This is a genomic window from Nitrosospira briensis C-128 (assembly GCF_000619905.2).
GTDB lineage: Bacteria > Pseudomonadota > Gammaproteobacteria > Burkholderiales > Nitrosomonadaceae > Nitrosospira > Nitrosospira briensis.
The window spans coordinates 2459733-2483548 of sequence record NZ_CP012371.1; the positions used below are offsets into that span (position 1 = coordinate 2459733).

Here is a 23816-nt window from a genome sequence, read left to right on the forward strand (position 1 = left end):
ACGCACAGAACACAATCGAGTTCCCCAAAATCGTCAAGCCGATACACCACGAGATAGCGGCATCAGCTATCAATAAGAAACCTGATTCATCAAACAGGACAGCCTGCTACCGTGCAGGCTGCCTCGAGCTGAGTGAGAGCATCCGGATGAACGACCGAGGATATACTTTTTTGCAGCAGACTTTGAACCTGAATCCGGTAGTTGACCGCTCATTTTTCAGCTCGTTGGTCAGCCCATTTGTCAACCAAGCGCTATAACCGAAAAGGATTTTTTATGCCCTGTGAGCTTGATCTTTCCGGTGAGCTCACTCCATCCCGTCCAACTGCCGGATTCTGGTTGAAGCATGCAGCAACGCTGGACTGCTTAGCTGTAAACCGATTTCCGTCAGCCGCGTTAGTCCGGATTTAACTTACTCTTTCGAGAATCCTATTTATGCTGGCGTACGCGGATACAAATACCGATTGTGCAAACAGGGACATTAAATTTCTTGAGGTTCGCCACCTGAATGGGCCTAACATCTGGACGCTTCGCCCGGTGCTCGAGGCCATTGTTGATATCGGAGATCTGGAGGATTTTCCGTCAAATACCATCCCCGGTTTTTACGAGCGCCTTTCTTCCTGGCTTCCTTCGCTGATCGAGCACCGCTGCAGCTATGGAGAGCGCGGTGGATTTCTGCGCCGACTCAAGGACGGCACCTGGACCGGCCACATTCTCGAGCATGTTACGCTTGAACTGCAAAACCTCGCGGGCATGCACGGCGGCTTTGGCAGAGCCAGAGAAACTTCCTTGCGTGGCGTTTATAAGGTTGCCGTCAGCGCCTGGCATGAGAATATCGCGCGTAGCGCTCTGTCGGAGGCGCGTGAGTTGGTGCTGGCGGCAATGGGACACTTGCAGCCCAACGGCCAACCCTATAACGTCAAGGATTCCATCGAGCGCCTGCGCGACATGGTGGATTCACTCTGGCTGGGGCCATCTACCGCCTGTATCGTCGAGGCCGCTGCCATCCGCAACATTCCCGCCATCCGCCTTCTCGCCAAGGGAAATCTCGTGCAACTCGGCTATGGCGCTCGAAGCCAGCGTATATGGACAGCCGAGACCGATCTCACGCCGGCCATTGCCGAAAGCATCTCGCGGGACAAGGACCTGACCAAGGTGTTGCTTCAGTCCTGCGGTGTTTCAGTCCCTGACGGGCGCAGTGTTCATAGTGCGGAAGACGCATGGGCAGCCGCCCAGGACATAGGTTTGCCGGTCGTGGTCAAGCCCAGCGACGGCAATCATGGACGTGGCGTTTTTATTGAGCTGAGCAGGCAGGAAGAAGTCGAGTCCGCTTATCGCGCGGCTTTGGAAGAAGGTGACGGCGTATTGGTCGAACGTTATATTCCGGGTACGGAACACCGCTTGCTGGTGGTTGGCGGACGCCTCGTGGCGGCCAGCCGAGGCGATTCGGTCTCGGTGATCGGCGATGGTAGATCAACCATTGACGAGCTGATACGCTACCAGATCAATTCAGATCCGCGCCGCGGGACAAGCGAAGACCATCCCTTGAATCCCGTCAGCATCGATGGCGTAACGATGATGGAAATCACCCGCCAGGGCTTCACCATCAATTCAATACCGCAAGCCGGTCTTGAAGTTCTGATTCAGCGTAACGGCAATCACGCTTTTGATGTGACTGACGAAGTACATCCCAGCATCGCTGCGGCTGCTTCACTTGCGGCCCGCATCGTCGGGCTGGATATTGCCGGCGTCGATCTCGTTGCCAGGGATATTTCCCGTCCACTTGCCGAACAGGGAGGGGCGATTGTCGAGGTCAATGCCGGGCCCGGTTTGCTGATGCACATCAAACCTGTCATCGGTACACCGCGCCCCGTTGGCGAAGCTATCGTCGAGCATCTCTTCCCCAACCAGGGAGACGGTCGGGTTCCGGTCGTCGGCATTACTGGCAGCTATGGTAAAACGACGGTGGCGCACCTTATCGCTCATCTACTCGCGTTGTCCGGCAAACATACCGGACTGGCATGCAGCGATGGGTTTTACCTCGACCGCAGGCAAGTCCATAAGGGCGATCATGCCAAATGGAAGACGGCTAACAACATCCTGACGAATCGTTCGATAGAAGCCGCGGTTTTTGAAAATGGTAGCGATAGCATTCTGGGTGAGGGCCTGGCCTACGACGGATGTCATGTAGGTATCATTACCAATGTCGAGCTGAAGCGGCACTATGGACGGCACTATATCGAAACCGCCAAGCAGGTTTTTGATGTACTGCGCACTCAAGTGGATGTGGTGTTGCCCACGGGTGCCGCGGTACTCAACGCCAGGGAGGCAATGCTGGTTGAAATGGCTGCACTGTGCAACGGTGAGGTCATTTACTTCAGCCTCGATCCTGAGTTGCCTGTTATCAGGAAACATTGTTTAGCCGATACGGCGGAGATAAAAGGCGCACAGGCCAAGCGGGCTGTGATAGTTCGAGATGGTAAAATTCTGCTCGTTACCGGTTCCAGCGAGTTGGTACTGGGAAAGGTAGCGGATGTTCCGCTTACCCAAGGCGGCCATGCCGTTCCGGAAGTCGAGAATGTCCTGGCGGCGGTGGGCGCTGCGTGGGCGCTCGGTATCGAACCGGCTCTCATACGTGTTGGGATTGAAAATTTCGCGAGCATCCAATAGGACATGGAAATCAGACGCATATCAGCAGCGCCTCCGGATGAGCAAGAAGCACCAGGAGAACTTTCAATGAAAGTATCGTCTATCCGCGCATTGCGTGGGCCTAATTTGTGGAGCCGCCACACAGCCATAGAAGCAATAGTTTCTTGCGGTGAAACCGGATCTCTCGTAGAAACCAGAGGCTTCATGAAACGGCTGCGCGACCGATTTCCGCAAATCGATTTGCTCCAGCCGGCATTCCAGCCCGAAGCTGGGATCATGGCGCATGCGCTCGGGCGCGCTGCGCTCGGCCTGCAGACACAGGCCGGTTGCCCGGTGATCTTCAGTAAAACTACTCGCACGCTGGAAGCCGGCGTTTATCAAGTCATTGTCGAATACAGCGAAGAATCGGTAGGCAGGCTTGCCATCGAATTCGCGTTAACCTTATGCCGCGCCGCCATTGAGGATACTTTCTTCGACATCGCCGATGCCGTCGGTCGTCTTCGTGAACGGTATGAAGAGGTACGTTTTGGGCCGAGTACCGGCGCGATCGTCCGTGCGGCTGTGGCACGCGATATTCCTTTTCGCCGGCTGACCGATGGCAGTATGGTCCAGTTTGGCTGGGGCAGTCGCCAGCGTCGTATTCAGGCTGCGGAGACGGGGCGAACCAGCCTCGTGGCGGAATCCATTGCGCAGGATAAGGAACTGACCAGAACGTTGCTGAGCAATGCCGGTATCCCGATCGCGGCAGGCAGACCGGTAGCGAGTGCGGAAGATGCCTGGATAGCCGCCTGTGAAATAGGCGGCCCGGTCGTTGTCAAGCCGCGGGATGGCAATCAGGGCAGGGGAGTCGGCGTGAACCTGACCAGCCGGGAACAGGTGGACGCTGCCTACGCGGTAGCGGCTGAGATCAGCGACGAAGTCCTGGTTGAGCGTTGTGTTCCCGGTAATGATTACCGCATGCTGGTGGTCGGCAATAAGTTGATCGCGGCTGCTCGGCGCGATCCGCCGCAGGTTGTCGGCGACGGCATGCACAGCATTAGCCAATTGGTTGAGCAGATAAATAGTGATCCGCGACGTGGTGAAGGTCATGCGAACGCACTGACTAAAATTTATTTTGACGAAATTACGGTTGCCCAACTGGCGACCAAGGGTTTGGCTCCGGAATCCGTGCCCTCCAGAGGCGAACGCGTTGTGCTGCGCAATAACGCCAACCTGTCTACCGGGGGAACAGCCACCGATGTCACCGATGACGTTCATCCCGAGCTTGCCGCGCGCGTGGAAGCCGCTGCCCGAATGGTAGGCCTCGATATCTGTGGCGTGGATATCGTCTGCGACAGCGTGTCGAATCCGCTTGAAGAGCACGGCGCCGTAATAGAGATCAATGCTGTGCCAGGCCTTCGCATGCATTTGCAACCCTCATTTGGCACAGGGCGTGCGATAGGAGAGGCGATTATCGCCAATATGTTCAAAGACGGGGATGACGCGCGCATCCCCGTTGTGGCGGTAACGGGAACCAACGGCAAGACCACCACCGTCCGCCTGATTGCCAATATCCTCGAATGTCAGGGCATGCGTGTCGGCATGACCAGTACTGACGGTGTCTATGTTGAAGGCCAGCGCATCGATACGGGCGACTGCAGCGGCCCGAAGAGTGCAAAGAAAGTTCTTCTTCACCCCGATGTCGATGCGGCGGTTTTCGAGACGGCGCGGGGCGGCCTGCTGCGCGAGGGACTGGGTTTCGATCGTTGCCAAGTAGCTGTGGTGACCAATATCGGTGGAGGCGATCATCTTGGCCTTTCACACGTCAACACGGTAGAGGATTTGACTGCCGTCAAACGCATCGTCGTTCAAAATGTGACACAGGGTACCGGCGTCGCCGTGCTCAATGCGGCTGACCCCCTTGTGGCAAGCATGGCGGCCCACTGCCCGGGTTCGGTCACATTTTTCGCCTGTGATCCCCGTAATCCCGTGATAGTGAAACATCGGGTGCGAGGCAAGCGCGTCATTTATCTCGATGGCGATTCGATCGTCGCTTCGGAAGCGGGTGTTGAACACCACCTGACGCTGGCGGGAATTCCTCTCACGCAGAACGGGGCCATCATATTCCAGATCGAAAACGCAATGGCTGCCACTGGCGCGGGCTGGGCACTTGGTCTCGACTGGGAAGTCATACGTGCCGGGTTAGCCGGTTTTGTCAGCGACACACAAACCGCACCAGGCCGTTTCAATCTCTTCAGCCACCGGGGCGCCACGCTTATTGCGGACTACGGCCATAATGCGGATGCAATCCGGGCGCTTGTGCTCGCTATCGACAAGATGCCGGCCAAGCGGCGCTCAGTCGTGATCAGCGGCGCGGGTGATCGCCGCGACGAGGACATCCGTCAACAGACCAAGATTCTCGGTGATGCTTTTGACGAGGTGGTGCTTTATCAGGACAAGTGTCAAAGAGGCCGAGCCGATGGGGAAGTGCTGAGCCTGTTGCGACAAGGTCTGAAGAATGCGAAGCGCACCCGCGACGTCAAGGAGATTCGCGGCGAGTTTGTGGCGATCGATACTGCCTTCGCCAACCTGAAAGCCGGAGAGTTATGCCTTATTCTCATCGACCAGGTGGATGAAGCACTGGGATATATTACCCAGCGCGTAGTTGCCGGCTGACAAGCGCCGCTGGCGCACCGGCTGTGCTTGAGAGCACAGCAACTGAATGCCGATATGATACTGTTTCAACTTGTAATGCGCCGCAGGACTGATCAAATGCCGCCGATCAGGTTTATGCAGGCTGTAGTTGATATCATCTCTCGGCAACCGAGTATAGATTTGCAATCCACCGAGGTTAGCCATAAACTGAAATTCGCGTTGAGATTGTTGCGCTGAGTTCGCTCGGCAACCGTTTTTATTGCTTACCTTGGAAGGAGAAAAATCATGTCAGGAGATAGCATCTATCGAATTACAGAGATAATCGGAACCAGCCAGACCTCGTGGGAGGATGCAGCCAGAAATGCCGTCGAGACGGCGTCAAAAACGTTGCGCGACCTGAGGGTTGCGGAAATAGTGAAGCTGGATATGGTAATCGAGGATGGCAAGGTCGTTGCGTATCGTGCAAGAGTGAATCTGTCTTTCAAGTATGAAACCGAAGGCAAGTAACTGTTGTTCGACCAAACTTCGGACTACCCAGGCATTACCGACGCAAAAAAGGCGCTGATTGCGCCTTTTTTGTTTTTACTGCGTTGATGAGATCAATGCTTATACAGCAGCGGCGGCTTCTTCCTCAAACTGAAGTTTCACCTTGTTATCGGCACCGATATCCACCGTCACTTTGCCCCCGTTGGCCAGACGTCCGAATAGTAGCTCATCCGCCAGCGCGCTACGAATAGTGTCCTGAATGAGGCGGGCCATGGGTCGGGCGCCCATGAGAGGATCAGCGCCGTTTTTGGCGAGGTATTCTCTCAGCGCATCGGTAAATATCGCCTCCACTTTCTTCTCGTGCAACTGCGCTTCAAGTTGCATCAGGAATTTATCCACCACACGCAGAATCACGTCCCTATCCAGGGATGCAAAGGAAATGATCGCATCCAGCCGGTTGCGGAACTCAGGCGTAAACATGCGCTTGATATCGGCCATCTCATCTCCTGCCTGCGCACCGGTGGTGAAGCCCATGGACGATTTGCTGAGCGCTTCAGCGCCTGCATTCGTGGTCATGATAATTACCACGTTGCGGAAATCCGCCTTGCGGCCATTATTGTCGGTCAACGTGCCGTGATCCATCACCTGCAGCAGGATATTGAAAATATCCGGATGCGCTTTCTCAATTTCATCCAGTAGCAGTACCGAATAAGGCTGCTTGATGATGGCCTCGGTGAGCAGACCGCCCTGGTCGAAACCGACATATCCCGGCGGAGCGCCGATCAGGCGTGAAACGGCATGCCGCTCCATGTATTCCGACATGTCGAAGCGGTGCAAATGAATGCCGAGTGCATAAGCCAGCTGCCGCGCCACTTCGGTTTTGCCAACACCGGTAGGGCCGGAAAAAAGAAATGAGCCGACTGGCTTTTGTGGATTGCCCAAGCCGCTTCTTGCCATCTTTATCGCCGCTGTCAGTGCATTGATGGCCTTGTCCTGTCCGAATACCACTGCTTTCAGGTCTCGATCCAGCACTTTTAGCGTACTCCGGTCATCGCTGGAGACATTCTGTGCCGGAATGCGCGCTATCTTGGCAATGATGCTTTCGATCTCATGTTTGCTGATCACCTTGCGCTGCTTCGACTTCGGCAGAATACGCTGCGCTGCGCCGGCTTCGTCGATGACATCTATCGCCTTGTCCGGCAAATGCCGGTCGTTAATGAAACGCGCCGATAACTCCGCTGCCGTGGTGAGCGCTATGGCCGTATATTTGACGCCATGGTGCGCCTCATAACGGGCCTTCAGGCCTCGTAATATGGAAACCGTTTCTTCCACGCTGGGTTCAAGTACATCGATTTTCTGAAAACGACGCGATAGGGCATGATCTTTTTCAAAGATTCCCCGGTATTCGCTATAAGTCGTGGCACCGATACATTTCAGCTGGCCGGTATTAAGTATTGGTTTAAGAAGATTGGACGCATCCAGCGTGCCGCCCGAAGCGGCCCCGGCACCGATCAGCGTGTGAATCTCATCAATGAAAAGAATAGCATTGGAACTGTCGAGCAACTGTTTCAGCACCGCCTTCAGTCGCTGTTCGAAGTCCCCCCGGTATTTAGTCCCGGCCAGCAGTGCGCCCATATCCAGCGCATAAACCTGGTGATGCGCAAGAATTTCGGGAACGTCATTTTCGATAATCCGCCTTGCCAGTCCTTCCGCGATGGCGGTCTTGCCCACGCCCGCTTCACCCACCAGCAAGGGATTATTCTTGCGGCGGCGGCATAGCGTCTGTATCAGGCGTTCCAGTTCCCGTTCACGTCCGATCAACGGATCGATCTTGCCGGCCAGCGCGAGGGAGTTGAGATTGACCGCGTAACTTTCCAGTGCGCCGCCCGCGCTCAATTCCTGCTCGGTATCGCCTTCGCTTTCGGATTTCGCAGGACTTCCCTGGGATACCTTGCTGATGCCATGAGAAATATAGTTCACCACATCGAGCCGGGTGATGCCTTTCTGATGAAGAAAATAAACCGCGTGGGAATCCTTCTCTCCAAATATCGCTACCAGTACGTTGGCGCCGGTGACTTCTTTTTTCCCGGAAGACTGGACATGCAGAATCGCGCGCTGGATCACGCGCTGAAAACCCAGCGTAGGCTGTGTATCCACTTCGCCGCTGCCGCCAACGGTAGGTGTGTTCTCGGTAACGTGCTCGGTCAGCAGTCGACGCAAATCGTCCATATCCACCGAGCAGGCGCGCAGCACCTCTGCGGCGGTCGGATTGTCGAGCAGAGCCAATAACAAGTGCTCGACCGTTATGAACTCATGCCGCTTCTGCCGCGACTCGACAAACGCCATGTGTAAACTTACTTCCAACTCTTGGGCAATCATTTTACGTCTCCTCCATCACGCACCTTAGCGGATGTTGATGCTGCCTCGCAAATGCGACCACCTGCTCAACCTTGGTGGTAGCTACATCGTTGGGATAAACTCCACATATTCCCGCTCCATCCATATGTACTTTGAGCATGATTTGGGTTGCCTGTTCTCGACTCTTTGAAAAAAAAGTCTGCAACACGGCCACCACGAAATCCATAGGCGTGAAATCATCATTCAGCAAAATCACCTTGAACATTGGCGGTGGTTTGAGTTTACTCTTTTTAGCCTCCAGTACAACATCTCCATGATTCCCTGCTTTCATGTCTCCAGTCTCGCTATTCATCAGTTAGAGCGAAATGGGCAAGTTTCTGCCTCTTGATATAATATTTGACGATTACACTGAAATATTCAAGTACCTTCAGAAAATTATTCTGTTGCACTTCTATAAAATAAGTGAATTGAGCACTTGACTTGAATACTAGAGTTGCGTAAAACTGCTCTTGGCGTTTGGCTTCAAGTTCTCTGCAGTACCGGTTACAGCCGTTTTGCGGTCTTGAAACTCAAACAGTGTTCGGGTTTCCGGCCCGGTTTTTTATATAGGAAGCAAAAATGGCAACTGGTACAGTAAAATGGTTCAACGACTCAAAAGGTTTCGGTTTCATTACACCGGATGATGGTAGCGAAGATCTATTCGCTCACTTCTCCGCCATCAATATGTCCGGATTCAAAACTCTTAAAGAAGGTCAAAAAGTAAGTTTTGAGGTTACTCAAGGTCCGAAGGGCAAGCAAGCTTCAAATATTCAATCTGCTTAATGCTTGACGATTCCATGCTGACGTGGTTAACCGCGATCATGCTGTAATCCAATACAAAATGTAATTTAATACAAAATTATATAAAGCCCCTTGCCGGAAATCGCCAAGGGGCTTTTTTAATCATGAGCTATGCCGGCATGTGCTCAATCAGCGCCTGTCCGAATCCCGAACACGAAACCTTCTGCGCATGGGTCATCTGACGCGCAAAGTCATAAGTCACAATTTTATCCTGGATCGTTTTCTCGATCGCCTCGATAATCAGGTCCGCAGCCTCGACCCAGCCCATATGCCTCAGCATCATCTCCGCGGATAGTATGATCGACCCCGGATTGACCTGATCCTTGCCTGCATATTTTGGCGCAGTGCCATGCGTTGCCTCGAAAATTGCAATCGAGTCGCTGAGGTTTGCTCCGGGGGCGATGCCGATGCCACCCACTTGCGCCGCCAACGCGTCGGAAATATAGTCGCCGTTCAGGTTCAGCGTGGCGATGACATCGTATTCCTCGGGACGCAGCAAAATCTGTTGCAAAAAAGCATCCGCGATCACGTCCTTGATTATGACGCCTCCTTTGTCCTCCGGCAGCTTCATCCACGGGCCGCCGTCGAGCAGGCTGGCGTTGAATTCTCTGGAAGCCAGTTTATAGCCCCAGTTTTTGAAAGCGCCCTCGGTGTATTTCATTATATTACCCTTGTGCACCAGTGTTACGGAGGGCCGCTTGTTGTCGATTGCGTACTGTATTGCCTTGCGTACCAGCCGCTCGGTGCCCTCCCTGGAAACGGGCTTGATACCGATTCCCGATGTTTGCGGGAAGCGTATTTTGGTTACACCCATTTCCACCGTTAAAAAACTGATTATCTTTTTTGCATTTTCCGACTCGGCTTCCCATTCAATACCAGCATAAATGTCTTCCGAATTTTCACGGAAAATTATCATATCGGTTTTTTCCGGATTCTTTAACGGACTGGGTACACCCTGAAAATAGCGTACAGGACGCAGGCATAGATATAAATCAAGCTCCTGCCGCAAAGCGACGTTAATCGAGCGAATACCCCCACCTACCGGGGTGGTCAGTGGCCCCTTGATGGAAACCGCATATTCCGCCGCGGCTTGCAGTGTTTCATCTGGCAACCAGACGTTTTCACCATAAATACGAGTGGCTTTTTCGCCAGCATAAATCTCCATCCACGTAATCTTGCGCTTGCCGCCATAAGCACGACTCACCGCGGCATCCACCACTTCCTTCATTACCGGCGTTATATCCACGCCGATACCATCGCCCTCTATATAGGGAATAATGGGGTTATCCGGCACACTCAGGGAAAAATCTGCGTTTACGCGGATTTTCGTGCCTTCGGCTGGCGTCTTGATGTGCTGGTACATGGTTTCTCCAATATGAGTGTTCGGTGATGGTAGCGGTTAGCAGCGGAGTCTGCCGTAAACAGTAAACGGAAAACTGGCTGGTCAAACCCCTACATTTTACCCGGGTTTGGAAGAGAAGCGCCAACATGCTTTATTTCGCCTGGAACCGGGAATCGACGTTACCAGGCGAATGTGACAGAGCGTACGGATTGGCAGCGCTGAGTTACCTGCGTTATCCCAGCCGAGTATATGCTGATGGCATCGATATCGGTTCGATTTCACAGAAAACGATTTCTCGGAAAATCGTTAACAGCGATACTTTCGAACCTATGTAAAAATAGCCAGGCTTGTCGAAGAGCAGTGTTCATCCCACTTGCTGTTTCTTTCCCCTGAGCAGGGCGCTAGAATGCCGGCTGCGATATATCCTTGTATTCGATTTTTCCAATAAACGAAGTTAAAGATCATGATCTGGAAACCCAACGTCACCGTTGCAGCAGTCATCGAAAGAGAAGGAAAGTACCTGCTTGTCGAGGAACAAACGGGTAGCGGTTTACTGTTCAACCAACCGGCGGGCCATCTGGAGCCGGGTGAATCGATCATTCAGGGCGCAATTCGGGAAACCCTGGAGGAAACGGGCTACACGTTTGTACCGCAATCGGTCCTGGGTATCTATCACTGGCACTCCGAGACGGATAACATTACCTTCATTCGTTTTGCTTTTAATGGTTCCGTCATCGATTTTGATCCGGATCGGGTATTAGACACGGGTATAGTGCGCGCGGGGTGGTTCGGCATCGAGGAAATCCGCAAGACGACCTATTGCCATCGCAGTCCGTTAGTAATGAAATGCATCGAAGACCATGTGGCCGGAAAGCATTATCCACTGGAAATCCTTTCACACGCATACGCGTCCGACTGCCGGGTTTAGGTTTAAACCATGAGCAGAACGCGCGTAGTCGTTGGCATGTCTGGTGGGGTTGATTCATCTGTCGCCGCTTTGCTGTTGAAACAACAGGGTTACGACGTAGTCGGCCTCTTCATGAAGAATTGGGAAGATGACGACACCGATCAATACTGCTCGTCCCGCCAGGATTTGATCGACGCTGCGTCGGTTGCGGATATCATCGGGATCCCGCTGGAAGCGGTAAATTTTTCGGCTGAGTACAAGGAGCGTGTATTCAGCCATTTCCTGGCGGAATACCAGGCCGGGAGAACGCCCAATCCGGATGTGTTATGTAACGCCGAGATCAAGTTCAAGGCATTTCTTGAACATGCTGCTGGACTCGGCGCCGACTTTATTGCTACCGGTCATTATGCCCAGGTGCAAGAAAAAAACGGAATGTTCCAGTTGTTGAAAGGTGAAGACGGAACCAAGGACCAGAGCTATTTTCTCTATCGTTTGAATCAGGCGCAGCTATCCCGGACCCTGTTTCCGATCGGCCATCTTTACAAGCGCGACGTACGCAAGATCGCCAGAGATTACAAATTACCCAATTTTTCCAAGAAAGACAGCACTGGGATTTGTTTTATCGGTGAACGGCCTTTCAGGGAGTTTCTCCATCGCTACTTGCCGCATGAGCCGGGCGAGATAAAAACGCCGGCTGGCAACGTCATGGGCGAGCATACCGGCTTGATGTACTACACCATCGGCCAGCGACAGGGGCTGGGTATTGGCGGAACAAGAGAGGGCGGTGGCGAACCCTGGTTCGTTGCGAACAAGGATATAGCGCGAAATGTCCTGATCGTGGTGCAGGGGCACGATCATCCTGATTTATTCAAGCCCTCGCTTACCGCAGCCGAACTGACATGGATAAGCGGCCGTGCGCCCCATTGCAACTGGGTTTATGCGGCCAAGACCCGTTATCGCCAGGCGGATGCGCCTTGTGCAATTGCGTATGTCGATCACAGTAAATGCGAAATCGAATTTGCTCAGCCGCAGTGGGCTGTGACACCGGGACAATCCGTGGTGGTTTATGAGAGCAAGGTATGTCTTGGGGGAGGGATAATTACAGACGATCAAGCGAGGGAATGCGAATAAGGATCCCTGAGCCATTTATCAGGCTACCGGGACTGTCTCCATGAAGGCGGCGCGCTTTTCCAGCCTGTCGGAAAGATCGGCAAGATTGGGAAAGGTATCGCGCCAGTCGATTTGAGGAAACCGAAAAGCCAGGTAACCCAGCGCGCATCCCACTGCAATATCGCCCAACGTATAGACGTTCCCGTCGCACCATTTTTTATCGCTCAGTTCGTGAGCAGCGGTTTCCAGGCTCCGCATCACTTTTTTCTGCTGGCGGGAAATCCACTCCACGCTTTGTTGCGCGTCATTCCGTTTACGTTCGAGGAATATCGCGGCGGCGGCGTCGCAAATACCGTCCGCTAGCGCCTCCCAGCGCTTGACCATGATTCTGCGCCGGTTGGATTCAGGAAGTAAACGGGACACTGGATTGACACTATCGAGATACTCGACAATCACACGCGAATCGAACAGGCTGGTGCCGTCATCCATAATCAGCACTGGTACTTTTCCAAGCGGGTTGTGATCCGATACGTGACTGTCCGCGTTCCAGGGGGCCTCCAGCTCAAAAGTATAACCAATATGTTTTTCAGCCAGAACGATGCGCGTCTTGCGAACGTAAGGACTCGTGAGCGATCCGATAAGCTTCATGATCAGCCTTGAGGGGAATTATCAAAAGGCATTATATCGGCTTTCCGCAGCGCGGTGCATGACATAGTCTGGGCGAGTGCGTATGCCGGCAGCCTGTCGGACTTGAAGAATCGCAGCGGAAAAGTGAACGGGTGAGGGCGGGTTTTGAGGATCTTGAAGACCAGCAGTTATTTCTGTTTGGCTGAAAAAGTGGCGAGATATGAACCGTCCAGACGCTTTTGCAGCCGATTTCCTTTAAGTCCGACAGGCTGCTAGAATGCCCTACCGGTGACAATAACCCGGAAACAGAACATGAATTCATCTTTTCTCACCGCACTCTCTCCCCTGGATGGGCGTTATAGCGCAAAGGTCGCAGACCTGAGGCCGTACTTCAGCGAGTTTGCGCTGATCCGGTACCGTGTCCAATTGGAAATAGAATGGCTCAAGGCCTTGAGCAACGCACCAGGCATCGCCGAAGCTCTGCCATTTTCTTCCGCCACCATTGCACAGCTTGATGCTCTCGCGACGAATTTTTCCGAGGCCGATGCGGAAGCGGTCAAATTCATCGAGACAAGAACCAACCACGACGTCAAGGCGGTCGAGTACTGGCTCAGAGAACGTCTGATCAAGAATGCAGAGGTCGCGCGAATCGCGCAATTCATCCATTTTGCGTGTACGTCGGAAGACATCAATAATCTGTCTCACGGATTGATGCTGATGCACAGCCGCGACAGGGTGATGCTGCCGTCATTGGGAAAAATCATCGGCAGGCTCATACAGATGGCGCATGCAATGGCTGATACACCCATGCTCGCCCGAACGCATGGGCAACCCGCTACCCCCACTACAGTTGGCAAGGAACTTGCCAATTTCGCATATCGCCTGCTGCGGGCGCGTGAACGGCTAGCGGGCGTGGCCATACTGGGAAAAATCAATGGCGCGGTAGGTAACTTCAACGCCCATCTCGCTTCATACCCCGCTTTCGGCTGGGAACAATTCGCGCAGGAGTTCGTAGAAAAACTTGGCCTGAAATTCAACCCCTACACTACGCAGATCGAACCGCACGACGCAATGGCGGAGTTATTTGACGCCTATGCCCATGTCAATACGGTGCTGCTGGATTTTAATCGCGACATGTGGGGGTATATCTCTCTTGCCTACTTCAAGCAAAAAACCAGAGAAGGTGAAATTGGCTCTTCAACGATGCCGCACAAGGTCAATCCGATAGATTTCGAAAACTCCGAAGGCAATCTCGGCATCGCCAACGCCTTGTTGCGCCATTTGAGCGAGAAGCTTCCGATATCCCGTTGGCAGCGTGATCTAACGGACTCCACTGTACTTCGCAACATGGGGGTGGCGTTGGGGCATACATTGCTGGCATATGGTTCCTGCAGCAACGGATTGGGCAAGCTGGAAGTCAATCCCGAACGTTTGATGGAAGATCTGGAAAATGCCTGGGAGGTCTTGGCCGAGCCGATCCAGACGGTAATGCGCCGCCATGGCATATCGGATTCGTATGAGCAGTTGAAAGAGTTGACTCGGGGCAAAGAGGGTATCAATAAAGAGACATTGCACAAATTTATCGATGATCTCACTCTGCCGGAAAGCGAAAAAATACGCTTACGCAAAATGATGCCGCAGAATTATATTGGCGATGCCGCTGCGCTGGCCCGAAAAATCGGCATTGAAGACAGCTGATTCTTGAGTGCCGGTTTGTTTCCGATCTTCGGCTTGGCAGGTGGGTACAAGCCGCAGATACAAGGCGGCGCAGCGTCCGTGATGCTTTCCGGTTTTTCAGCAACATGCCCAACCGAGGTCTTGCTCAGTCTGCCGTGATATTTCCCAGCAGCCTGTCGGGTTTGAAGAGTCGCAGCCGATTTCCTTTAAGGCCAACAGACTGTTAGAGCTTGAAATTGAAAAAACTATCCCGATATAGTGATGAACGAAATTAGGAGAAGCGCCATGACGGAATTGAATCGACCCCAATCAGACCCGACGGAACTGACTGCAGCGACGGATGAAACAAGCGCGTCCGAAGCCAAAGTCAACGAAGATAAGACACCGGAACCGGCGACCGAATCGATGCCGAGCCTGGAACAGTTACTTAAAAAAGCCGAGCTCGATGCGGAGGAGCATCATGATGCATGGTTGCGCGCCAAGGCAGATGCGGAAAATATAAGAAAGCGTGCGCAAATAGACATTGCCAGCGCCCATAAATATGCAGTAGAGAACTTTTCCACTGAACTGCTCGCAGTGATGGACAGCCTGGAAGCCGCGTTGGCGGTGGAAAACGCGACGGTCGAGAATTTCAAAAGCGGAATGGAATTGACGCTAAAGCAACTGACTACCGTTTTCGAAAAATTCAATATCAAGGTGATCAATCCGGAAGGTGCGAAATTTGATCCACATCTGCATCAGGCTATGTGTACGGTAAATTCTGACCTTGCCCCCAATACGGTAGTACAGGTGATGCAGAAAGGTTACGTTTTGAACGACCGGGTGATTCGACCGGCATTAGTGTCTGTTTCCAAGGCCGGAGAGACTTGAAATTACAATCTTGATCCCCATTTTCTGCACAGCTGAATATTTCGCATAGTCGAATATTCGATACCAACTACTAACAAGGATCCAAATCATGGGAAAAATTATCGGCATTGACCTCGGCACCACGAACTCATGTGTGGCTGTCATCGAAAACGGCAAGCCCAAGGTCATAGAAAATTCAGAGGGCGCTCGTACAACACCGTCCATTGTCGCCTACACGGAAGATGGCGAAATTCTGGTGGGTGCTTCAGCCAAACGTCAGGCGGTCACTAACCCCAAGAACACGTTGTTCGCGGTGAAACGCCTGATTGGACGCCGGTTCAACGAGGAGATGGTGCAAAAGGATATCAAAATGGTGCCTTACAGCATTGTCAAGGCCGACAACAATGACGCCTGGATAGAGGTGCGCGGCAAGAAGATTGCCCCGCCGGAGATATCGGCACAAGTGTTGATAAAAATGAAAAAGACCGCGGAGGATTATCTGGGTGAACCGGTTACCGAAGCCGTTATTACCGTTCCTGCCTATTTCAACGATTCTCAGCGTCAAGCGACAAAAGACGCAGGACGCATCGCCGGCCTGGAAGTCAAGCGCATCATCAATGAACCGACTGCGGCAGCCCTGGCTTTCGGCATGGATAAAAAAGAAGGTGACCGCAAGATCGCCGTGTACGATCTGGGCGGTGGCACTTTCGATATTTCCATTATCGAAATCGCGGAAGTAGAGGGTGAGCACCAGTTTGAAGTGTTGGCCACGAACGGAGATACCTTCCTGGGCGGCGAGGATTTCGACTCGCGCATCATCGAATACCTGGTGGATGAATTCAGGAAGGAAACCGGCATAGATCTGAAAAAAGACATGCTTGCACTGCAACGTCTAAAGGATTCGGCGGAAAAAGCCAAGATTGAACTTTCATCCAGTCAGCAGACCGAGGTCAACCTGCCCTACATTACGGCGGATGCTTCCGGACCGAAGCACCTCGCTGTGAGAATTACCCGGGCAAAGCTGGAAAGCCTGGTGGAAGAGTTGATCGACCGGACCATGGAGCCTTGCCGGATCGCTATCAAGGATGCCGGGGTAAAGATTTCCGATATCGACGACGTTATTCTGGTGGGCGGGCAGAGCCGTATGCCCAAGGTTCAGGATAAGGTCAGGGAAATTTTCGGCAAGGAACCGCGCAAGGACGTTAATCCGGACGAAGCGGTTGCGGTCGGTGCTGCCATTCAAGGTGGTGTGTTGCAGGGTTCGGTCAAGGACGTGCTGCTGCTGGATGTTACCCCGTTATCGTTGGGCATCGAAACGCTGGGCGGTGTGATGACCAAGTTGATTCAGAAAAACACCACCATTCCGACCAAGGCGCAACAGGTATTTTCGACGGCCGAGGAAAATCAGACAGCCGTGACCATTCATGTACTGCAAGGTGAGCGCGAGATGGCGTCCGGCAACAAGAGTCTCGGTCAATTCAATCTGAGCGATATTCCGCCCTCACCGCGCGGCATGCCGCAAATCGAGGTGGCATTCGATATCGATTCAAACGGCATACTGCACGTATCCGCCAAGGATAAGGCGACGGGGAAGGAAAATAAAATCAAGATTCAGGCAAGCTCCGGCCTTTCGGATGAGGAAGTACAGCGCATGGTCAAAGATGCGGAGGCGCATGCCGAAGAGGATCATAAAACGCTGGAACTGGTTACCGCCCGCAACCAGTGTGACGCCATGATCCATTCGGTGAGAAAAACATTGAAAGAGCATGGCGAAAAACTGGATGCCGATGAAAAGTCCAAAATAGAAGATGCGCTGAAGGAGGCGGAGGATGCGCTGAAATCGGATAGCAAGGATGTCATCGAGGCCAAGACTCAGGCTCTGGCCGAGGTCTCGCATAAACTGGCGGAGAAGATGTATTCGCAAGAGCAGGGTCAGCAGGCTCAGCCGGGTGCGGAGCACGCTTCACATGGCGGGGGCGAAAAACCTGTTGAAGGCGAGGTAGTAGATGCTGAGTTTGAAGAAGTCAAGAACAAGAAATAAGTAAGCACAGAAAACGTCAAAGCGCAGAGATGCGGAGAGCCATTCTTCTGCATTCTGCGTTTTGCCTATTACGGGAATAGGCAAAGCAGTATCGGTTATCGTCTCCGCACTTCCGATTTTCCATTAAAACTGACATGAACAAACGCGATTACTATGAAGTTCTGGGCGTTAACCGCGACAGCAGCGAAGAGGATATAAAAAAAGCCTATCGCAGACTGGCGATGAAACATCATCCGGACCGCAATCCGGATAATCCCAAATCGGAAGAGCATTTCAAGGAGGCCAAGGAAGCCTACGAAATACTGTCGGACCCGAAGAAGCGCGCAGCATACGACCAGCATGGCCATGCCGGCGTGGATCCTAATATGGCGGGCGCGGGTGCCCAGGGATTTTCCGACGCATTCGGCGATATATTCGGCGACCTCTTCGGGGGCCGTGGAGGACAGGCCAATGTCTATCGCGGTGCGGATCTGCGCTATAACCTGGAAATTTCGTTGGAACAGGCGGCACGCGGAACCGAAACAAAGATCCGCATCCCGACGATGGATGCGTGTGGAACCTGCCATGGGAATGGCGCCAAGCCCGGTACTTCACCCGTTACGTGCCCTACCTGCAACGGCCACGGCCAAGTCAGGATGCAGCAAGGGTTTTTCTCGATTCAGCAAACCTGCCCCAAATGCCATGGAAGCGGGAAATTTATCTCGAGCCCATGCGTTACGTGCGGCGGTTCGGGACGCGTCAAGCACCATAAGACCCTGTCGGTAAAGATTCCTGCCGGAGTGGATGAAGGCGACCGTATCCGTTTATCCGGGGAGGGTGAAGCTGGGGTCAACAATGGCCCGTCGGGGGATTTGTATGTCGTTATCAATCTCACTCCTCATTCTGTCTTTCAGCGCGACCACAATGATCTGCACTGCGAAATGCCCATAAGCTTTACCACTGCCGCACTCGGCGGGGAAATTGAAATTCCTACGCTCGACGGCCACGCCAAAATCAGGATTCCCGCTGAAACTCAGAGTGGGAAAGTATTCCGGTTACGCGGCAAGGGCATCAAAGGTGTGCGCAGCAATAACCAGGGCGATCTATTATGTCATGTGGTAGTGGAAACCCCGGTCAAGCTCACGGCGCGTCAGAGGGAGCTGTTGCAGGAACTGGAAGTGATCAATCAGGAAGGCGGTCCTCGCCACAGCCCCCGTGCCAAATCATGGATGGACAAGGTGCGGGAGTTCTTTGCGGAGTAATCTTCCGGCGATAAGAACAAGACGTAGGGCAATGGAATGGACACCTCCTACCTAAACGGCATCGTAATGTGCCAGACTGAAGATTCCAACCAATCAGTCGAAGGAGGAGGTGTGAAATGGATGTTACCTGTATTGGCATAGACTTGGCAAAGCAAGTATTTCAGATTCACGGTGTTGATCATCACGGCAAGGCAGTAGTAAAGAAACAGCTACGGCGCGGTCAGATGCTGTCGTACTTCCGCAAGCTGGCGCCGACTTTGATCGGCATGGAAGCCTGCGGCAGTGCCCACTACTGGGCACGTGAGTTGGGCGAGATGGGACACGACGCACGCCTGATGTCGCCGCAATTCGTCAAGCCCTACGTCAAGAGCGGCAAGAACGACGCGCATGATGCCGAAGCGATCTGTGAAGCCGTAAGCCGTCCCAGCATGCGCTTTGTTCAGGTCAAGAGCGTGGAACAACAAGTAATGCAAGCGGAACACCGAATTCGCGCCCGGCTCATCAAGGCACGCACGGCACTCAGCAATGAGATACGCGGCTTGCTCGGTGAATTCGGCATTGTACTTCCCGCCTCCCTGACGAGATTGCGCCGAGCCATACCCGAACTGCTGGAAGATGGCGAGAATGGCCTGCTGAGTGATTTCCGCCGACTGCTCTGCCTGCTGGGGGAAGAATTGCGCAAGCTGGATGACAACATCAAAGAATACGATGCCCGCATTGCCCAGAGGGCGCGGGAAGACGAACGCATCCAACGGCTCCTGCGCGTAGAAGGAATTGGTCCGGTCGTCGCCAGCGCCCTGGTGTCTGCGGTAGGTAACGGAAAACAGTTTTGCAAAGGCCGGGACATGGCAGCCTGGCTGGGATTGACGCCAAGCCAGCATTCCAGTGGCGGCAAGAGCCAATTGGGGCGCATCAGCAAACGCGGCGATAAATACGTACGCATGTTGCTGATACACGGCGCACGAGCGGCGCTCAAGGCGGCGGAGAACAAGGAAGACGCCCGTAGCCGCTGGGTGACGGGGCTGGCGAAACGACGCAACAAAAACATCGCGACGGTGGCACTGGCGAACAAGAACGCCCGTATTGCATGGTCAATCCTGAGCCGTGAGGAAACGTATCGAACAGCGGTATAACAGCAGGCAGTTCCAGGAAAGTTTAGCAGGAGACATCAAACAACGATTGCGTAGCAAAACGAATTGATGGCAAACAGGTCAGACCGGCGTAAGTGACTCAGCTTATTGTGTTGGCTCACTGGCGAAGCAACAATCGACAAAGCCGCTAGGGCGATTTGAGACTTACGCGCGAATTCCATCATGGCTCAGGTACCTCGCTACCCAACAGGAAGCCGGATATACGGAAGCAGTTGAACCAAAACCATCAACACGGGTTGCTTGCAAAACGGGAGGTGTCCATATATGCAATAAGCGAAGTGCATTGCACCGTCAACTTGAGACATCACTTGGGTAATGGTTGGTAATGTCTTGGAAAACGCAATTTTGATCAACCGCGCCGGATTGAAACGTCAGCATTTTTGGGCGAGAGTTCGATGACGCAATGAAATTAGACGCGACTCTATAATAGTCATGCATGGCAATAGTTAGAGAAAATTCTCATACGGCGCAATGCGTTTCGCTTATTGTCGTATATGGACACCTCCCGTTTTGCAAGCAACCCGTGTTGATGGTTTTGGTTCAACTGCTTCCGTATATCCGGCTTCCTGTTGGGTAGCGAGGTACCTGAGCCATGATGGAATTCGCGCGTAAGTCTCAAATCGCCCTAGCGGCTTTGTCGATTGTTGCTTCGCCAGTGAGCCAACACAATAAGCTGAGTCACTTACGCCGGTCTGACCTGTTTGCCATCAATTCGTTTTGCTACGCAATCGTTGTTTGATGTCTCCTGCTAAACTTTCCTGGAACTGCCTGCTGTTATACCGCTGTTCGATACGTTTCCTCACGGCTCAGGATTGACCATGCAATACGGGCGTTCTTGTTCGCCAGTGCCACCGTCGCGATGTTTTTGTTGCGTCGTTTCGCCAGCCCCGTCACCCAGCGGCTACGGGCGTCTTCCTTGTTCTCCGCCGCCTTGAGCGCCGCTCGTGCGCCGTGTATCAGCAACATGCGTACGTATTTATCGCCGCGTTTGCTGATGCGCCCCAATTGGCTCTTGCCGCCACTGGAATGCTGGCTTGGCGTCAATCCCAGCCAGGCTGCCATGTCCCGGCCTTTGCAAAACTGTTTTCCGTTACCTACCGCAGACACCAGGGCGCTGGCGACGACCGGACCAATTCCTTCTACGCGCAGGAGCCGTTGGATGCGTTCGTCTTCCCGCGCCCTCTGGGCAATGCGGGCATCGTATTCTTTGATGTTGTCATCCAGCTTGCGCAATTCTTCCCCCAGCAGGCAGAGCAGTCGGCGGAAATCACTCAGCAGGCCATTCTCGCCATCTTCCAGCAGTTCGGGTATGGCTCGGCGCAATCTCGTCAGGGAGGCGGGAAGTACAATGCCGAATTCACCGAGCAAGCCGCGTATCTCATTGCTGAGTGCCGTGCGTGCCTTGATGAGCCGGGCGCGAATTCGGTGTTCCGCTTGCATTACTTGTTGTTCCACGCTCTTGACCTGAACAAAGCGCATGCTGGGACGGCTTACGGCTTCACAGATCGCTTCGGCATCATGCGCGTCGTTCTTGCCGCTCTTGACGTAGGGCTTGACGAATTGCGGCGACATCAGGCGTGCGTCGTGTCCCATCTCGCCCAACTCACGTGCCCAGTAGTGGGCACTGCCGCAGGCTTCCATGCCGATCAAAGTCGGCGCCAGCTTGCGGAAGTACGACAGCATCTGACCGCGCCGTAGCTGTTTCTTTACTACTGCCTTGCCGTGATGATCAACACCGTGAATCTGAAATACTTGCTTTGCCAAGTCTATGCCAATACAGGTAACATCCATTTCACACCTCCTCCTTCGACTGATTGGTTGGAATCTTCAGTCTGGCACATTACGATGCCGTTTAGGTAGGAGGTGTCCATTCCATTGCCCTACGTCTTACGCGCCCTACGTCTTACGCGCGTTGACATTTATAACGCTTAAGAAGACTGATTGCTCCGCTTCAGAATCTCAGACGTTTTCGCCATCAATATAGAACCACTGCCCGGCTTCGCGCACAAAACGGCTGATTTCATGCAAACGATGCGCCCGACCGTCCACCTTATAGCGCGCCACAAATTCTACCATCGTGTTATCCGGCTCTAGCTGTTCATGACGCCTCACTTCCAGCCCCAGCCATTTGCAGCGCGCGCTGTGTGGTTTGTTTGCAAGTTCAAGTGAAGCGGGACGTGTACTGTGATGCCAAGTCCTCAGCAGATAATCTTCACGACCGAGGGTATAGGCAGTGTAGCGTGAGCGCATCAATGCTTCTGCAGTGGGAGCCGCTTCGCCATCATCCAGATAGCGGCCGCAGCAGCCGACGTATGTTTTGTTGCGGTCCGATAAAGGGGAGCGCCGCCGGGTTCCCACCGGTTTCGCCGTTTCCTCTGCGCAGCCGCACGGGCAGCACATCGTTTTCGCGTCTATATCCATATCCACAGAAAGCTGCAAGATTTGGCTGAACTTCTCAAATTATTTTTTTAGCCACAACATGAACACATGGGAACAACGTTACGCCTGCCACAGTGGCGGCTCATCCATCAGCGCGATCTGTTCGCGCAACTCAAGGATGCGATCCTGCCAATAGCGCTGGGTGTTGAACCACGGGAACGCCTGCTTGAAGGCGGGATCATCCCAGCGCTGCGCGAGCCACGCCGCATAATGGATCAGGCGCAGCGTGCGTAGCGCCTCGACCAGATGCAATTCGCGTTGGTCGAAATCGCAAAAATCCTCATATCCGGCCAACACGTCGCTCAATTGCCGTACCATGTCGGAGCGGTCCCCCGACAATAACATCCACAGGTCCTGCACCGCAGGCGCCATGCGGCTGTCATCAAAATCCACAAAGTGCGGACCGTCGTCCGTCCAAAGCACATTGCCCGCATGACAGTCACCATGCAGGCGCAAGGCGCTCACTTCACCCGCGCGCGCAAAGCAGTGGCTGACGCCATCCAGTGCCTGATTCACCGCACTGCGATAGGCTGCATTGAGATCAGCCGGAATGAATTCATGCGTCAGCAGATAGTCCCGCGGTTGTTCGCCGAAGCTGGCTATATCCAGTGAGGGACGTTCGCGAAACGGCTTGAGTGCGCCAATGGCGTGTATGCGTCCGAGGAATCGCCCCATCCATTCCAGCGTGTGGCGGTTTTCCAGTTCGGGCGCACGGCCGCCATGTTTTGGAAAAACAGCGAAGCGGAATCCTTCGAAATTATGCAGGGTTTTTCCATTCAGCACCAGCGCGGGCACGACAGGGATTTCGCGCTCGGCCAACTCCTGAACGAAGGCGTGTTCTTCCAATATTGCGGCATCCGTCCAGCGTTCGGGGCGATAAAATTTTGCCACCAGCGGCGCGCTCTCTTCCATGCCGATCTGGTAGACACGGTTCTCGTAGCTGTTGAGCGCCAACAGGCGGCCATCGCTGCGGAAGCCCACGCTTTCCAGCGCGTTCAACACACAATCGGGAGGGAGTGTAGAAAAATTTTGGGGCGGTTTACTCGTTTTTATCACTGCCAATCACTCTAGACGAGACGGTGCCGGTTTTCTTTTTTTACGGGGCGGGAGTTGTACTGTCAGTTTTTCAAATCGGAAGGACTATACCGTAAACGACTGGTGAGTGGCTACTTGCGGTATTCGTATTCGGGAGTGAAATAATGTGTCTGACCCTGAGGGCCTCCCCGGTTGCTTGAGGTCGAGAACCGATGGATATTCAGGCGTCTATCGAGGAAAGCTCCATAAAACTTTAGATACTGGTGCCCTGCGCGGGCTTGTCGGTCGGGAGATGGCGGGTCCACACCAAGGCCATGAGCCCATGCATACTGGGCCAGGTTGGCGAATTTCGGCCCCTGGCGTGCTCGAACCGCTTTCAAAAATCCGGTTTGCTTTCTTTTCAAAATACAAACCTGCGGCTTGAATTTACGCT

At 53.5% G+C, this 23816-nt stretch carries 18 protein-coding genes; 11 read left to right on the plus strand and 7 right to left on the minus strand.

The genetic code is table 11. The annotated features are described in order from the left end of the window. Nucleotides 1-432 precede the first annotated feature (432 nt). The 3 genes from F822_RS11025 to F822_RS11035 all read left to right on the plus strand — a co-directional run bounded on the left by F822_RS11025 (nt 433) and on the right by F822_RS11035 (nt 5787). The gene (locus tag F822_RS11025; protein ID WP_025041884.1) at nt 433-2667 is read left to right on the plus strand and encodes a cyanophycin synthetase; all 2235 of its coding nucleotides are present in this window, start codon (nt 433-435) and stop codon (nt 2665-2667) included. 66 nt (nt 2668-2733) lie between these two features. After that, nucleotides 2734-5301: a cyanophycin synthetase gene (cphA, locus tag F822_RS11030; RefSeq protein WP_025041883.1), complete on the plus strand. Its 2568-nt coding sequence runs from the start codon at nt 2734-2736 to the stop codon at nt 5299-5301. A gap of 264 nt (nt 5302-5565) precedes the next feature. Further along, a complete protein-coding gene (locus tag F822_RS11035) occupies nt 5566-5787 on the plus strand; it encodes a dodecin family protein (RefSeq protein WP_025041882.1) in 222 nt (73 codons plus the stop codon). Between the two features lie 99 nt (nt 5788-5886). On the opposite strand, the gene clpA is transcribed toward F822_RS11035, so the two are convergent. Next, nucleotides 5887-8145, minus strand: a complete 2259-nt coding sequence (gene clpA / locus F822_RS11040; protein ID WP_025041881.1) for an ATP-dependent Clp protease ATP-binding subunit ClpA — start codon at nt 8143-8145, stop codon at nt 5887-5889. A gap of 1 nt (nt 8146) precedes the next feature. Then, nucleotides 8147-8455 carry an ATP-dependent Clp protease adapter ClpS gene (clpS, locus tag F822_RS11045; RefSeq protein WP_025041880.1) on the minus strand — a complete coding sequence of 103 codons (309 nt, stop codon included), beginning with the start codon at nt 8453-8455 and terminating at the stop codon, nt 8147-8149. Between the two features lie 287 nt (nt 8456-8742). On the opposite strand from clpS, the gene F822_RS11050 reads away from it, so the two are divergent. Beyond that, the gene (locus F822_RS11050; RefSeq protein WP_004174375.1) at nt 8743-8946 is read left to right on the plus strand and encodes a cold-shock protein; all 204 of its coding nucleotides are present in this window, start codon (nt 8743-8745) and stop codon (nt 8944-8946) included. A 127-nt stretch (nt 8947-9073) separates the two neighbouring features. Here F822_RS11050 and icd read toward each other — a convergent pair whose 3' ends face one another. After that, complete coding sequence (gene icd, locus F822_RS11055; RefSeq protein WP_025041879.1) at nt 9074-10327, minus strand: NADP-dependent isocitrate dehydrogenase; 1254 nt, start codon at nt 10325-10327, stop codon at nt 9074-9076. 442 nt (nt 10328-10769) lie between these two features. On the opposite strand from icd, the gene F822_RS11065 reads away from it, so the two are divergent. Both F822_RS11065 and mnmA read left to right on the plus strand, forming a co-directional pair. Next, complete coding sequence (locus tag F822_RS11065; protein ID WP_025041877.1) at nt 10770-11234, plus strand: NUDIX hydrolase; 465 nt, start codon at nt 10770-10772, stop codon at nt 11232-11234. A 9-nt stretch (nt 11235-11243) separates the two neighbouring features. Then, nucleotides 11244-12344 (plus strand): tRNA 2-thiouridine(34) synthase MnmA, encoded by a 1101-nt coding sequence (mnmA, locus tag F822_RS11070; RefSeq protein ID WP_025041876.1) that lies wholly within the window; start codon nt 11244-11246, stop codon nt 12342-12344. Between the two features lie 18 nt (nt 12345-12362). Here mnmA and F822_RS11075 read toward each other — a convergent pair whose 3' ends face one another. Next, a complete protein-coding gene (locus F822_RS11075) occupies nt 12363-12971 on the minus strand; it encodes a glutathione S-transferase (RefSeq protein WP_025041875.1) in 609 nt (202 codons plus the stop codon). Nucleotides 12972-13262: 291 nt separating this feature from the next. Here F822_RS11075 and purB point away from each other — a divergent pair, with 291 nt between their 5' ends. From purB to F822_RS11100, 5 genes are all read left to right on the plus strand, one after another. Beyond that, entirely contained in the window at nt 13263-14648 is a 1386-nt protein-coding gene (purB, locus tag F822_RS11080; protein WP_025041874.1) for an adenylosuccinate lyase, read from the plus strand. 264 nt (nt 14649-14912) lie between these two features. Next, a complete protein-coding gene (grpE, locus tag F822_RS11085) occupies nt 14913-15497 on the plus strand; it encodes a nucleotide exchange factor GrpE (RefSeq protein ID WP_025041873.1) in 585 nt (194 codons plus the stop codon). Nucleotides 15498-15585: 88 nt separating this feature from the next. Next, nucleotides 15586-17517 (plus strand): molecular chaperone DnaK, encoded by a 1932-nt coding sequence (dnaK, locus tag F822_RS11090; protein ID WP_025041872.1) that lies wholly within the window; start codon nt 15586-15588, stop codon nt 17515-17517. Between the two features lie 134 nt (nt 17518-17651). Next, nucleotides 17652-18758, plus strand: coding sequence for a molecular chaperone DnaJ (gene dnaJ, locus F822_RS11095; RefSeq protein WP_025041871.1), 1107 nt, complete (start codon nt 17652-17654; stop codon nt 18756-18758). A 116-nt stretch (nt 18759-18874) separates the two neighbouring features. Beyond that, a complete protein-coding gene (locus F822_RS11100; protein ID WP_025042270.1) occupies nt 18875-19891 on the plus strand; it encodes an IS110 family RNA-guided transposase in 1017 nt (338 codons plus the stop codon). A 792-nt stretch (nt 19892-20683) separates the two neighbouring features. Here the strand turns inward: F822_RS11100 and F822_RS11105 are convergent. The 3 genes from F822_RS11105 to F822_RS11115 form a co-directional block, all read right to left on the minus strand. After that, nucleotides 20684-21700, minus strand: coding sequence for an IS110 family RNA-guided transposase (locus F822_RS11105; RefSeq protein ID WP_025042270.1), 1017 nt, complete (start codon nt 21698-21700; stop codon nt 20684-20686). Between the two features lie 168 nt (nt 21701-21868). Beyond that, a complete protein-coding gene (locus F822_RS11110; RefSeq protein ID WP_025041210.1) occupies nt 21869-22330 on the minus strand; it encodes a YchJ family protein in 462 nt (153 codons plus the stop codon). Between the two features lie 78 nt (nt 22331-22408). Continuing rightward, nucleotides 22409-23401 carry a serine/threonine protein kinase gene (locus tag F822_RS11115; RefSeq protein ID WP_036576033.1) on the minus strand — a complete coding sequence of 331 codons (993 nt, stop codon included), beginning with the start codon at nt 23399-23401 and terminating at the stop codon, nt 22409-22411. Nucleotides 23402-23816: the final 415 nt, after the last annotated feature.